Below are 11599 nucleotides of genomic sequence, written 5' to 3' on the forward strand. Positions count from 1 at the left end.
GCAAGAAGGGGGGAGCCCCCCCCCCCCCGAATAAACTACCTCATCTACCGCCAAGCACAGCGCTCATCGCCGCAACTAGGGACCAGAACGCGAAAACACCGGGGAGGGCGTCGGGATTGCCTATTGCCGAGACCGTGGCCATTGTTGGAACAGCCGTACCGATACAGGTAGCTGCAATTGCCGTCGCCAGTGACCACTGTTTTTGCGACCAGCCATGAAAGCCGCCAAATGGGAGACCGAGGGCCAGGAGAGCGCCGCCGATTACGACGTACGCGAATTCTGGCCAGTTGGGAAAGAGGGTGAAGATTGTCATTTCAAGCCTTGTAGAAGTGCGCCACTCGGGATTGAACGACGCTCTACGTATAGCTCGAGGGACCTTATATTCGACGCAAAAAACTCACCCCTCTGAAGCGGGGGGTTCCATCGTCTCGCTACGGTCGGAGCTCCAGACCGCAAGCATCGCCGCCATGCGCCGTGCTTCTTCGGTGGTGACGTACTTCGTCGTCGTATCCAAGGAAGCGTGGCCAGCGTTCTGCTGGACGACTTCCAACGGTGCGCCAGCGGCAAGCGCGTGCGAGATATGAGTGTGGCGAAGCCAATGAGTGCTGGCAGCGGCCAGCCGCTCAGCTCCACGCTCGTCGTGAGGTTGCAGGGCAGTCGCGCACTTAGCAAAGAACCCCTTCAATTGCTTGTATAGGGTGTCAGGCGTGACGCCGCGGGCGGCATCTGGCTGTCGCTGCATCATCCAAGGCGCTAGTTGGCCAGCGTCAATGGCCTCGCCCAGGAGAAAGACGCTCCGAGGCAAGCGCCCTTGGTCAGGCTCTGACCGGAATCCGCGGTGTGCGAGGTACGTGGCCAGCTCGCTTATGACGACGGGCGCCATCGGCACGCGCCGGAGCTTACTTCCCTTTCCCAGCACTTCCAGACGCCAACCCTCCACCGGCCTATCGCCACGGGCGCCTGGGAAACTGACCCACTCCAGGTGATCAGTGGTCACGCTTACGGCTTCTGACAGCCGCATGCCCGTGGTGTACAGCAACGACAAGGCGAATCGAAGACGGAGGTTGGCCGACGTCTGGGGCAGGGCGGTGGCCTCTGTACGGACAAAATTCCACTGGGCCTCGGTGAAACTGCGGCCTACATCGAGCTTGGGCGCGGCGGTGCGTGGCACGTGCACGCCATGCCATGGATTGCCCATCAGATAGTTCTGGTCCACCAAGAACCGGTATAGGTTGTTGAGCACGCCTATCGAGTAGGCGCGCGCCCGGTCCGACAACGGTCCCTCGAAAGGGCGCCAGATCGGGCTCCACCGCTCGCGCGATCGCGGCGCGCACCAGTCCGAAGGCGGCGCCGCGAGAAATTCCCGGTAGGCAATGCAGTCTTCGTGCGTCATTGAAGAGAGCGGCTTGCCACGGACGAGGATTGCCCATAGCAGGAGGCGTTCGGCTTCTTTCCGGTAGGCGCGCTGCGTGTGAGAGAGCGTCTGCAGCCAGTCCAGCGGGCCGGGTACCGTGCTGATGTCGCGACGCTTTTCGCGAATGCGAGAGACCTGCTCAGGCGGGAGGCCGGGCTTCGCGCGCAGCCAGGCGAGCACCGCCTCGTAATCGTTGTGGGCGGAGAGCAGGCATTGCGCCTGTGGTCGACGGTAAGTTCCGGCCCGGCCATCCAGTTCCGCTGGGACCACGAGCTTGTCTAGGGGCACCAGCCCCGTCGCGCGCGGCACGACGCGGGCGAGCTCATGCGCGTAGCGCTGCCGGCGGGGCACCGCGACGTGCTGGCCAATCGTGCGGGTAAGCGTGTCCTGGTGGGCCTCAAGGAACCGCTCCACGGCACGGGCCTTGCCGGCGCCGATGCCGGGCAGCGCCGTTGACCAGCCTGTACCCAGGCCGTTGATGCGGTCGATGAGTTGGCCGATCGTTTCGACGCCAGCAGCTTCTAAGCGACTGGCCAGCGTGTCGGCGAGCCAGGCCCGGCAGCCATCATCCACCAGCACCGGGCGCGCATACTGCGTTTCCAGCCAGTCCATCGCCTCCAGCTGCTTTCGCATGAGGGCGACGCGCTTTTTCTCCCGTTCGAGGGCCGTGCCGTGCTGCTCCTGATAGGCGGCCAGCTGCTCGGCCTCGCTGAAGCCGTCCAGCCCTTCGGCGGCGGCAAAATCCTCCAACGAGGGGAGGCCGGCGCCCGGCCGACCGATCTGGCGCAGATCCACGCGCACCAGGCGGGCCATGCTTGGACGCTGCGTGCGCCGCGCAGCTGCCGCCAGTTCGTCGCGCAGCCACGCCGTGACGCGCCTGACCTTGGGATGGCGCGAAAAGGCGTCAGCTTCCCCGCCATCGGCCGCGGCGCGCGCATCCGCCTCAGCCTCGATCTCCCCTTCTTCCGCTAGGTAGCGGTCCCACATGCTCCGGGCGTGCAGACCCTGAATGGTGGCGCGCAGAAAGCCGAAGTGACCGCGATGGAGTTGACGCCGAGTGACGGACCTGCGGCGCGAGCGAACCGTGGCTGTCATCTGCTTTTAGCCTTTCGACGCAGTACCGAGCGCGTCGTGAAGGTGAGCGACTTGGGCGGAAAAGGCTGCCTCGTCGCCCACGGAGTCGATGAGGCGACTTTGCCAATCGGGTACGAGTGACGAAATACGCGCCAGGGTGGCGACCGGCAACAATTTTGGAAAGTGTCTGCTGACGATCTTCGCGGGGATGGAGTGGGCAACGAAATGCGCATTCATGGGGTATGCGCGAGCGAAGATTGCGTAAGCCCGCGCAATGCCGCGTACGTTTCCCGCGTCGGCAAGCGCGCTGAGCAATTCAAGGATTGGCCCGGACTCGGTGACGTAAGCTTTCGAACCCTGCTGGCGTATGGCTTCTCTGACCCGCTGGACAAGATCGTCCCTGCCGGGAACGTCCAATTCCTCTAGGCCGATCAATTCCTGTGCCAATGCGCGCCGCTCGGCGCCAAGTTTCTTCACAGCATCGGCATCCTCTTGGGACGGTACCCACAGGCGGACCTCGACCCAGTTTGCCCGCTGGCGTGCAGCGCGCTGATCGTCTACCCGTTCTTTGTTCGACTTTGCCATAACTGCTCCTCGTAGGTGATTAACGGCCGTTTCGTTATACACCTACGAAAACGATTCGTCCAGCGGGACTGGTAAATGGTTTGATCTTCCGGCTGGGGCACCTGCCAGATGCCTGGAAAACCGCTCCAGCTAAGAGGGTTGCAGGCCGAGCTTCCGATTGTAAGCTCTAGAGTGTGCGTTCAAGTAGGTGACCCGTACCTTATTTTCGCCATTCTTGATAAGAAAGATTATCAAGAAGCAGAAAAAGTATGTTTTGCGCACGTAAGTGACCCGGCCAGCATGTTAGAATCCTGAAAACAATCTAAAGAAGTCATCGGATGCCAGACCGCATCACCAGCCAGCACTTCACCGGGCAGTCCGCCGTCACGCTCGAGCCTGGCGCCGAGAACCTGCCCGTGCCGATTGCTGATGTACCAAAGCTCATTGGGGCTATCGACGGCAGCGAAATTTCAGTGTCATTCGACGATGAGACCTACGTCTTCGAGATCCGTCACCCGTGGCTAGAAGACCCAATGATTCGCGTGCTTTCGTGGGACGCCGACGAAGGCGCCCGTCGCTTGATCATTAATCAAAACTTCAAGATCCTTGGACCGCACCGGAGGAAGGGGCTAGGGGTGCGCAGCATTGCCACCGAAATGCGCATGGCACTGCACTTGGGGATTCCGGCGGTGTCGTGCATCGCGGCAGGCGCGCCCGGCGATACACTAAATGGCTACTACACTTGGCCAGTGCTCGGATTCAACGCGGATCTCACTCCCCACGACATCCAAGCACTTCCTCCGGATTTTGTGGGGTGTAGGTCGCTCAATGATCTGATGCAGCGGCGGGGAGGCGCTGCATATTGGCGCGCGAAGGGACATGGCGGCTTCCTCACATTCGACACCGCGCCCGGAAGTAGCTGCTGGGTTATACTTGGCGAGTATATGAAGCGAAATGGAGTGGAGCTATGACGACGAAAAGCAACGCGCTGACGCCGCCAGCCGACGTCGTGGCCCGAATGATTGCGGTATTGGAGCGCCGAGCGCCCCAACGGGCGGAAGTCGACGACCAGGTCACGCTGGAAGTATTGGAGTCCGGTACCGGACATCTTGAGGCACTCATTCGTGAGGCAAGGCCACGCATTCGCCCATCTCGGATTGCTCTTGCGCTTGCTTTGCGCAACGGCCGACGCTGGCAGTCCAAGGTAGGCGCACAGCAGGTACGAATGAAACGAAACAAAAAGATTGCGCAGTATATGGTCGAGCTGCGACGCAAGACCATTCGAAAGGAAGCCGCCTAATTCAGGCGGTTTTTTTTTGACCGAGTTTGCTCTGAACCGGGACTCTCGCTGATCGCTTTCGGTTCCAAAGCTGCGCAGACCTCCGCGGGGCAGTATTGTCTTCTCCGGTATGGCAATATGCGCATTCATTTGGCATGGTGGGAATATGGCGATCACTCCTTCTTTCAAGCGAGTTGCACTCGATGACCTATCGCTGTCGACCATCACACATCGTGCAGCTGATAGTTTCGAGGTCGAGCTGGATGATTGGTCGCAGTTTCATCAGGCGCTCGCCAAACTCGAGTCAATTGACCGCGAGGCCGACACGGCAGCTCTGGGCTCGACGAAATGGCTCTTCCGCGGCCACGCCGATAGCGAGTGGCCAATCATCAGCACTCTTGAGCGGTTCAACCCCAGTATCGACACTCTGGAAGAGTACTATGCATACGCCTACAGGCCACGATACGGCATTGAGTCAGCAACTGGACAGCAGTGGAACATCCGACCTCCACATGAGTTTGCCGAGGAGTTTGGCCAGGCGGCCGTAGTGTTGACAGGGTTCAATACGCAGCCCGACGAGTACGCGTACCTGGTCTATCTGCGACATCACGGTTTCCCTTCGCCGCTACTGGACTGGACAAGGTCGCCGTACGTTGCCGCATTCTTCGCATATTCGAGAGCATACGAACAGCGCCAAGAGCGCGTAGCGGTTTTTGCATACCTGGAAGCCACGGGAAGGGGAAAGGCAACATCGCCTGCGAGCCCGACCATTTACTCGTTCGGTCCATATACCAGGACTGCGCCTCGGCACTATATACAACAGGCCGAATACACACTGTGTCTTCGGAAGAGGAGCGGGGAAGGGCGGCATGGAATCTGCAGCCATATGGAGGCATTTGCGAGCCGGGACGCCATACAAGACGTACTCGTAAAGTTCACGCTACCAAGATCTGAATGGCGGCGGGCACTCGGCTATCTGGATCAGCACAACATGAATGCTCACACGCTGTATGGATCGGTTGATCGACTCATGGAGACGGTGGCAGTCCGTGAGATGCTCCTCAATGCTGACTAGGACTTTCATGGAACTCGTGACTCCGCCAGCGTCTCTCTACAAGTTATATGCATTAAGTGCAGCCGTGCAGTGGGCCAGGTTCGAACGTCTACTCAGCCACGGGGAGATCTACCTCGCCAAGCCCTCGGACTTCAATGATCCATTCGACTGCGCCCCCAGCTTCAATCCACGCGCGGTGCTGGACCGGAAGAGTGTTCTCAAGCTCCACAATAATGCAGGCCGAAAGCAGGGCCACAGCCGGCAGGAGCGTCGCGGTCGCGCCTTTCGATTCATGGCGCAATCGAACACTGAAAAAATCGAGACGTACAACACGATAGGCCGTCGACATGTTCAGAACGTCGGTGTCTTTTGCATGACAGACAGGCGCGACCATCCTTTGATGTGGTCGCATTATGGCGACAAGCATACGGGTGTATGCGTTGAATTTGCGTCTGATGTCGGACCGTTTCAGTTGGCGAACAAGGTGGCGGTTTCAAGTCTGAGATGCAACACCGGTTCGTAATTTGTTGATCTCTTCTGCCATGGCTTCTGCCGGAGTGGCGAAGTCAAGGACCGCCCGAGGGCGATAGTTCAACGCTTTCGCGATCCTGTTCAAGTACCCTTGTGAGAAGATCGATAGGTCTTCGCCTTTCGGTAGATACTCACGGATCAGTCCGTTCATGTTCTCGTTGCTCGGCCTCTGCCACGGACTGTGCGGGTCGGCAAACGTAGAGCGTATTAAATCTGTCACTACCCTTGCCGTTAGCTGACGCGGCTTAGCGCCGTTGTGTTGACACATTTGCTTCCACTCGAAACGCATTAAAAGTGTCAATTCGCATAAGTCCGTATTAAATCTGTCAATTCACCTCCTACACTTCGAATCCCATCCGTAAGCCCTTGATCTTATGGAAGATTCCCGGTCGATTGCGGGGCCGATCACCTTTGCTCGGCCGCGAGGTGCGCATCGGTTCGAAGCATTCAGCCCGAAGCTTGCGCGGCGCGTCATGTTCTATCAGCGCCCCGCCGTCGAACAGTGGCTGCTGCTGGAAGCAGATCCGGCAGTCGTTACGTTTTGCGAACGGCCGGGCTATGCGCAGATCGATGGTTGCCGCCGTCTCGCCGATTTCTGGGTTCGCTATGGCGATCGCGAGGAATTGGTCCTTCTTGATGATGCAAGATCCGAGGACGAGGTACCGGCTGCGGATAGCGATCTTGACGACAAAGCCCTTTCGATTCGGTACGTCGCCCTGGCTGAGCTGGCTGCCGCGCGTATTTGGATCGATAACTGGCAACGCATGCTGCCGTACCTGGTCGCAAACCGCGGTCTTGTCGCGCCAACGCTGCCTGGGGCAATCGTGCGCTTCCTTAAGGAACCTCAACGCCTGTTGGCCATCGAGCGCGAATTCTCGACGGGTGATCCGGTCCTGGTTCGCGCGGCGCTGTTCGGCTTGCTGCATGTTGGTCGAGTCACCGCACAGGAACTGCGGACCCAACCGCTGTCATTGCTCACGATGTTCGTGGCCCAGGAGGCGAAGTCATGAACCGTCGCAAACCGGCGCTGCAGTCCGTCGATGCAAGTGCCTGGCCCACGGTAGCCTACACGGAGTTCGACGAAGCTGCTCGACGCGTATTCGAAAGGCGCCGGCAAGCGTTGGAGCAGTACGTGGCCGGGGCGCCAATCAAGGCCATCGAGCAAACGACGGGCGTCAATCGGCGACAACTGTACCGCTGGCTTGAGCGGGCCATGCAGGCGCATCCGGACGGCAGGCCATTTGGTTTTCGTGCACTGATGCACTACACGCGCATTACTCAATACGCGCGGGTGTGTGACGTGCAGATACGCGGCGAGCGCGGCAGTTGCGGGGCGGCTGGTGCCTTGTCTCAGCTGTTTGAACGCTACCCGGCACTGGCCGGCTGGCTGCTGCTCCAGGTCAAACAGCGCAAGGTCGTGCTTGAACAGATCCATACGGATGGGCGTTTGCGCACCCGGCTGCGCGGCTTGCAGGCGCTGCATGACGATTTTCTGCGTCAGTGTCGGGCCGTGGGCTTGACGGCCGCCAACTATCCGTTCAACACAGCGGGTCATGCGATTCGTTCGTTGTCGCGGCGATTGAAGGCCGAGCTGTTGCACAGTTTCGGGACGGCGGCTCGTGCGGCCGGTGCGTCGCACCTCAAGGGACTGCCACGCACCGGCACCACCGCAGCGTCTATCGCGACGCGCCCGTATCAGGTCGTCGAATTTGATGGTCACCGGCTCGACATCCGCCTCAAGGTGGTCGTTCGCGATCCGCTTGGATTTGAGCACGAATTTGAGATGGAGCGGGTATGGCTACTCGTCATGATCGACGTGTGTACGCGAGCAGTCCTCGGCTACCACATTGCGCTCGCCAGGGAGTACAGCCGCTACGATGTGATCAAGACCCTCGAGAACGCGCTGGAGCCCCATCGTCCACGAAGCTTCACCATTCCAGGCCTGACTTATGGTCCGCAGGATGGGTTCCCGTCGCAAAGGCTGCCGGAACTCGCCTATGCCACCTGGGAATCCATGAAGCTCGATAACGCGAAGGCGAACCTCGCCAACGAGACGCTGTCAGTCCTGTGCGAGTTTATCGGCTGCCTGGTTGATGCCGGACCCAGGTACAGCCCCGATGAGCGTCCGTACATCGAGCGCTTCTTTGGCACGATCGCCAGTCGCCTCTCCTCGCGCCTACCTGGCTATACGGGTTCCCACCCACGCGATCTGCGCCGGGCCCTGGCCGATCCCAAGGGAGACCTGTGCCTGTACGTGTCGCTTGGCGAGCTCGAGGAACTCGTCGAGTACGCCATTGCCGGCTACAACGGTATGCCACATAGTGGTCTGAACAATGCCACGCCGCTCGAAGCGATCGAGTACTTCGTTCGTGGTCGGGGGACGCTGGTGACATGGCTTGCAGATCAGCGCCGCAGAACCCTCTGCTTGATGCAGTCGGCTCGGCGGTGCCGCGTGCGGGCCTATCTCGACCAGGGGGTACGTCCGCACATCAACCTGCATGGCGTGCGTTATACCAACGGTGTGCTCGCGACCAGCACGCATCTGATCGGCCACCAGTTGCTGATCTACATGAACGCGGATGATCTGCGTAGCGTGCGCGCGTTCCTTGCCGACGGCACGGAATTGGGTGTGCTTGACGCACAAGGAGCATGGCGGGTGGTACCGCACAACCTCAAGTTGCGGCAGGAAATCCGCCGGCAAGCGGGCAAGCGACGCCACCACTCGGCCGGCGCAGCCAATCCGATTGAGACCTACGTGAAGGAAAAGGCCGCACAGGCGAAGAAGACCCGCAAGGCGGCCACGGAGCTTGCCCATGTGATGCGCCTGCTCGCGGCGGCGCCGACCACCCGCACACCCCCTGGTCCACCTCGACCGACCGACAAGCCAGCGGTGGCGCAACCTGCCACGCCCTCGGTGGACGTCGCGTCAGGGGCGGCGATTGCTGAGCCTTCGCCGCGCCTGACGGCACGGCCGCGAAAGCTCTCGATCGGTACCGGCCAGGTTTTCTAATCCCAGTCGATCTTGTCAGGAGGTGCATCATGTCGCTTCAGGTTCCGCGTCCGATTGACCCGTCGCTGCACCCGCTCGCCACCGGCAACTACAGGATTGCCACGCCGGCGATCGAGAGCTTCTATGAACTCGTCGAGCGGTGCCTGCGCTACCGGATCATGGGCGCGCTGATCCATGGGCCATCGCGTATCGGTAAGACCCGCGCGATCGAGTATGTACGCCTGTTGCTGGCGCGCAACCATCCGAAGATGACCACCTACCACGCGCAGTGCGAGCACAAGCCACGCCATGCCGAGGGGCCGTTCTTTGCGAACCTGCTTGCGGCCGTGGGGGATCCGGAGCCGAATGCCGGTGGCAATCCGTCAAAACGGATGCGCCTGTCCTTGAGAATTCGGGAAGCGGCCGCACGTGCCGGGAGTGGCACCGTCCTGCTATTTTGTGACGAAGCGCAGCGCTATAACGAGAACGAGTACGAATGGCTGCGCGACGTACACGACGCGCTCGATCGGCAGCAGATCAAGCTGTTCACTTTCTTGGTGGGCCAGCAGGAACTGCTCGCGCAAAAAACCGCGCTGCAGATAGCGGGGAAGACGCAGATTGTTGCGCGGCTGATGGTCGAGGAACTGTCATTCTATGGCATCCGCAATGCCGAGGATGTGGCTACGTGTTTGCAAGGTTACGACCAGACTGCGTACCCTGAAGGTAGCGCTTGGAGCTTCACGCGCTTCTATGTCCCGCAGGCCTTCGATAGTGGGTATCGACTGGTGAGCGATGCGGACACCCTGTGGCAAGCCTTTGAGGCGGCACACAACAAGGCATGTTTGCCTGGCCGACTGGCGATCCCGATGGAGTCGTTTGCACGGGCAGTCGAGATTCTCCTCAAGGAGAGCGAGATCCGCGACACGCTGGGATACTGCCCCGAGTCGGCTTTGTGGAGCTACGCGGTGCAGCATTGCGGTTACGTGCAATCGCGTCATGCCACCGGTCATGTGCTCGTCGCTGCCTAGGGGCTCGCGCCTCACGCCGCCGAGCTTCCCGATCCTCACGCTGGACGAGGGCCGATTGACTCCGGCGCTGGGGTACCTCTTCAACAAGAAGTGGATCGAGCCCTACGAGTCGCTTGTCTCAATCCTGTGGAAGTTCGAGAAGGCAAACGCGCTGCCCGGACACGTCGTGGCCCGGCTGTTGGGTGCGGACATCGATCCGTATGAGGGCGTCGTGCCGCAACTCGGGCTGATTGATCTGCGGCGGCTGCACGATACCCTGGCGATACCGATCCAGACGTTGCGTCTTGCACTCGTCCAGCCGAGTCAGCGGCGGCGCTATTGCAGCGTCTTCCGGCACTGTCATAGCTGCATGCTGGACGGGTATCACAGCGTCCTGCACCAGATTGAGAGCATTGCTGCTTGTCCAGCGCATCGCAAGCCGCTGGAGAACTCGTGTCGGCGCTGCGGCCACGAGGCACCGTATCTGCTCAATATCCGGCTTCTGGAGTCCCCCTATCGCTGCGCTCATTGCCGGGCGACCTATGGAGGGAAGGGATGGTCGCCTGATCATGTCCGCCCGATGAAGGCCGAGGCCCGCAAGTCGATCACGCGACGATACTTTGATCTGCATTTCGGATAGCGATGCAGTATCAAGCGGGGAAGGCCTGACCGTGCCCGTTTGGCGTCATCGGTGTGCAGGTAGATGGATTTGGTCGAGATGGGGAGCATGGGACAGGTTGTCGCGCCTAAGGCCGAGATAGCTTTAGGCGCCGTCAGGTGCGAACCTCATCGTGGTGCGGGACGTCCAAGATCTGTGGAGGCGGGAATATGAATACCCTTACCTACACTCTGGTCATTTACCGGCCCGATGGCCCCACCAACAAGAGCGAGCACGACATCTTCGTCAGCCGCGATTGGCAAGAAGTGGTGCACCGCACCGCGACCCTGCTCGACAAGAATGCCAGGCACGAGGCCTGTCAGCCTTGGAGTTATTGCCTTCTGGTGGATGGGCAGATTGCCGGCCCCTACACACGGGAACGGCTGGTGAGAGCCGCGACCAACTGCCGACGGCCGGTGCAGAAATGAACGGGGGCGCACGAGTATCGCTACTGCGCTCACCTGCAGCATCAGATCCTTCGCGCTCTGCGCGGGGGCGGGCTGGCGTCAACTTGCAGTGCGCTGCGCCTGTCGACCTCGCACGCTGACGAGTCAATGGGCGCCAAGCCTCTGGCACATGCTCGGTGCCCGCACACGGTCAAATGCGGCAGTGTCGGAATGTGCCGCGCACGCAAGTGCCTGCGGCGTTAGTCACACTTCAATGTCGTCGGTGACTTGTGGCTGCGGCATCGGCAGGGAGGGCGGCATGTGAATTGCGTGCGCTACTGCACTGCCGTACCGCAGTCGTTGGCCGGTCAGTTGACCGCCGGCTTGGCGCGCTGCACGAACGCGAGCGCGGTCAGATGCCCAACTGAGCGTCGCAGTCTCTGAAATCGAGGGCACTTGGCTCCTCGTTGACGCCGTCTATCGTCAGGAGAGCGTCCTCGGCCATTGCAATATGAACGCCTGCAGCTATGGCGGCGCCTTTTGATGGGTAGGTGAAGCGCTCACGTCCGTCATCCCTCTCCACTGCCCAATGTGCTTTTTCCGTAAGCATCACCCGAACTGTCGTAACAGGCATCCGAACACT

The 11599-nt window shown here is 60.5% G+C and carries 13 protein-coding genes and 1 pseudogene; 9 read left to right on the forward strand and 5 right to left on the reverse strand.

The annotated features are described in order from the left end of the window. Positions 1–40 precede the first annotated feature (40 nt). The 3 genes from ABDB81_RS08825 to ABDB81_RS08835 form a co-directional block, all read right to left on the reverse strand. On the reverse strand, positions 41–313 hold the full coding sequence (locus ABDB81_RS08825; RefSeq protein ID WP_137927734.1) for a hypothetical protein: 273 nt from the start codon (positions 311–313) through the stop codon (positions 41–43). Between the two features lie 84 nt (positions 314–397). Then, a complete protein-coding gene (locus tag ABDB81_RS08830) occupies positions 398–2401 on the reverse strand; it encodes a phage integrase family protein (RefSeq protein ID WP_346810612.1) in 2004 nt (667 codons plus the stop codon). A 114-nt stretch (positions 2402–2515) separates the two neighbouring features. Next, a complete protein-coding gene (locus ABDB81_RS08835; protein WP_137927736.1) occupies positions 2516–3073 on the reverse strand; it encodes a hypothetical protein in 558 nt (185 codons plus the stop codon). Between the two features lie 317 nt (positions 3074–3390). On the opposite strand from ABDB81_RS08835, the gene ABDB81_RS08840 reads away from it, so the two are divergent. The 4 genes from ABDB81_RS08840 to ABDB81_RS08855 all read left to right on the forward strand — a co-directional run bounded on the left by ABDB81_RS08840 (position 3391) and on the right by ABDB81_RS08855 (position 5908). Next, on the forward strand, positions 3391–4023 hold the full coding sequence (locus ABDB81_RS08840; protein WP_137927737.1) for a hypothetical protein: 633 nt from the start codon (positions 3391–3393) through the stop codon (positions 4021–4023). Then, positions 4020–4352, forward strand: a complete 333-nt coding sequence (locus tag ABDB81_RS08845; protein ID WP_137927738.1) for a hypothetical protein — start codon at positions 4020–4022, stop codon at positions 4350–4352. The genes ABDB81_RS08840 and ABDB81_RS08845 overlap by 4 nt, the downstream gene beginning before the upstream one ends. A gap of 145 nt (positions 4353–4497) precedes the next feature. Next, positions 4498–5406 (forward strand): FRG domain-containing protein, encoded by a 909-nt coding sequence (locus tag ABDB81_RS08850; RefSeq protein ID WP_160475177.1) that lies wholly within the window; start codon positions 4498–4500, stop codon positions 5404–5406. A gap of 7 nt (positions 5407–5413) precedes the next feature. Beyond that, positions 5414–5908, forward strand: a complete 495-nt coding sequence (locus ABDB81_RS08855; protein ID WP_160475178.1) for a DUF2971 domain-containing protein — start codon at positions 5414–5416, stop codon at positions 5906–5908. On the opposite strand, the pseudogene ABDB81_RS08860 reads toward ABDB81_RS08855, so the two are convergent. Continuing rightward, positions 5879–6112, reverse strand: a pseudogene (locus ABDB81_RS08860) (IS30 family transposase); the annotation flags it as partial. The gene ABDB81_RS08855 and the pseudogene ABDB81_RS08860 sit on opposite strands and share 30 nt — an antisense overlap. Before the next feature lie 178 nt (positions 6113–6290). On the opposite strand from ABDB81_RS08860, the gene ABDB81_RS08865 reads away from it, so the two are divergent. The 5 genes from ABDB81_RS08865 to ABDB81_RS08885 all read left to right on the forward strand — a co-directional run bounded on the left by ABDB81_RS08865 (position 6291) and on the right by ABDB81_RS08885 (position 10998). Next, positions 6291–6926 (forward strand): hypothetical protein, encoded by a 636-nt coding sequence (locus ABDB81_RS08865; protein ID WP_137927611.1) that lies wholly within the window; start codon positions 6291–6293, stop codon positions 6924–6926. Further along, entirely contained in the window at positions 6923–8926 is a 2004-nt protein-coding gene (locus ABDB81_RS08870) for a DDE-type integrase/transposase/recombinase (protein ID WP_137927610.1), read from the forward strand. Before ABDB81_RS08865 ends, ABDB81_RS08870 begins: the two co-directional genes overlap by 4 nt. A gap of 29 nt (positions 8927–8955) precedes the next feature. Continuing rightward, positions 8956–9933 (forward strand): ATP-binding protein, encoded by a 978-nt coding sequence (locus ABDB81_RS08875; protein WP_160475179.1) that lies wholly within the window; start codon positions 8956–8958, stop codon positions 9931–9933. Then, positions 9902–10552: a hypothetical protein gene (locus ABDB81_RS08880; protein WP_171020495.1), complete on the forward strand. Its 651-nt coding sequence runs from the start codon at positions 9902–9904 to the stop codon at positions 10550–10552. Before ABDB81_RS08875 ends, ABDB81_RS08880 begins: the two co-directional genes overlap by 32 nt. A gap of 188 nt (positions 10553–10740) precedes the next feature. Beyond that, positions 10741–10998: a hypothetical protein gene (locus tag ABDB81_RS08885; RefSeq protein ID WP_137927608.1), complete on the forward strand. Its 258-nt coding sequence runs from the start codon at positions 10741–10743 to the stop codon at positions 10996–10998. 370 nt (positions 10999–11368) lie between these two features. Here ABDB81_RS08885 and ABDB81_RS08890 read toward each other — a convergent pair whose 3' ends face one another. Then, the gene (locus tag ABDB81_RS08890; protein WP_137927607.1) at positions 11369–11590 is read right to left on the reverse strand and encodes a DUF2188 domain-containing protein; all 222 of its coding nucleotides are present in this window, start codon (positions 11588–11590) and stop codon (positions 11369–11371) included. Positions 11591–11599 lie beyond the last annotated feature (9 nt).

The sequence above is a fragment of the Cupriavidus sp. DL-D2 genome, from assembly GCF_039710735.1.
Taxonomy (GTDB): Bacteria; Pseudomonadota; Gammaproteobacteria; order Burkholderiales; family Burkholderiaceae; genus Cupriavidus.

Bases quoted from the DNA above. Each gene is read 5' to 3' on its own strand.
- ABDB81_RS08825 (WP_137927734.1), bottom strand. From the start codon at position 313: ATGACAATCTTCACCCTCTTTCCCAACTGGCCAGAATTCGCGTACGTC.
- ABDB81_RS08830 (WP_346810612.1), bottom strand. From the start codon at position 2,401: ATGTGGGACCGCTACCTAGCGGAAGAAGGGGAGATCGAGGCTGAGGCG.
- ABDB81_RS08835 (WP_137927736.1), bottom strand. From the start codon at position 3,073: ATGGCAAAGTCGAACAAAGAACGGGTAGACGATCAGCGCGCTGCACGC.
- ABDB81_RS08840 (WP_137927737.1), top strand. From the start codon at position 3,391: ATGCCAGACCGCATCACCAGCCAGCACTTCACCGGGCAGTCCGCCGTC.
- ABDB81_RS08845 (WP_137927738.1), top strand. From the start codon at position 4,020: ATGACGACGAAAAGCAACGCGCTGACGCCGCCAGCCGACGTCGTGGCC.
- ABDB81_RS08850 (WP_160475177.1), top strand. From the start codon at position 4,498: ATGGCGATCACTCCTTCTTTCAAGCGAGTTGCACTCGATGACCTATCG.
- ABDB81_RS08855 (WP_160475178.1), top strand. From the start codon at position 5,414: ATGGAACTCGTGACTCCGCCAGCGTCTCTCTACAAGTTATATGCATTA.
- ABDB81_RS08865 (WP_137927611.1), top strand. From the start codon at position 6,291: ATGGAAGATTCCCGGTCGATTGCGGGGCCGATCACCTTTGCTCGGCCG.
- ABDB81_RS08870 (WP_137927610.1), top strand. From the start codon at position 6,923: ATGAACCGTCGCAAACCGGCGCTGCAGTCCGTCGATGCAAGTGCCTGG.
- ABDB81_RS08875 (WP_160475179.1), top strand. From the start codon at position 8,956: ATGTCGCTTCAGGTTCCGCGTCCGATTGACCCGTCGCTGCACCCGCTC.
- ABDB81_RS08880 (WP_171020495.1), top strand. From the start codon at position 9,902: ATGCCACCGGTCATGTGCTCGTCGCTGCCTAGGGGCTCGCGCCTCACG.
- ABDB81_RS08885 (WP_137927608.1), top strand. From the start codon at position 10,741: ATGAATACCCTTACCTACACTCTGGTCATTTACCGGCCCGATGGCCCC.
- ABDB81_RS08890 (WP_137927607.1), bottom strand. From the start codon at position 11,590: ATGCCTGTTACGACAGTTCGGGTGATGCTTACGGAAAAAGCACATTGG.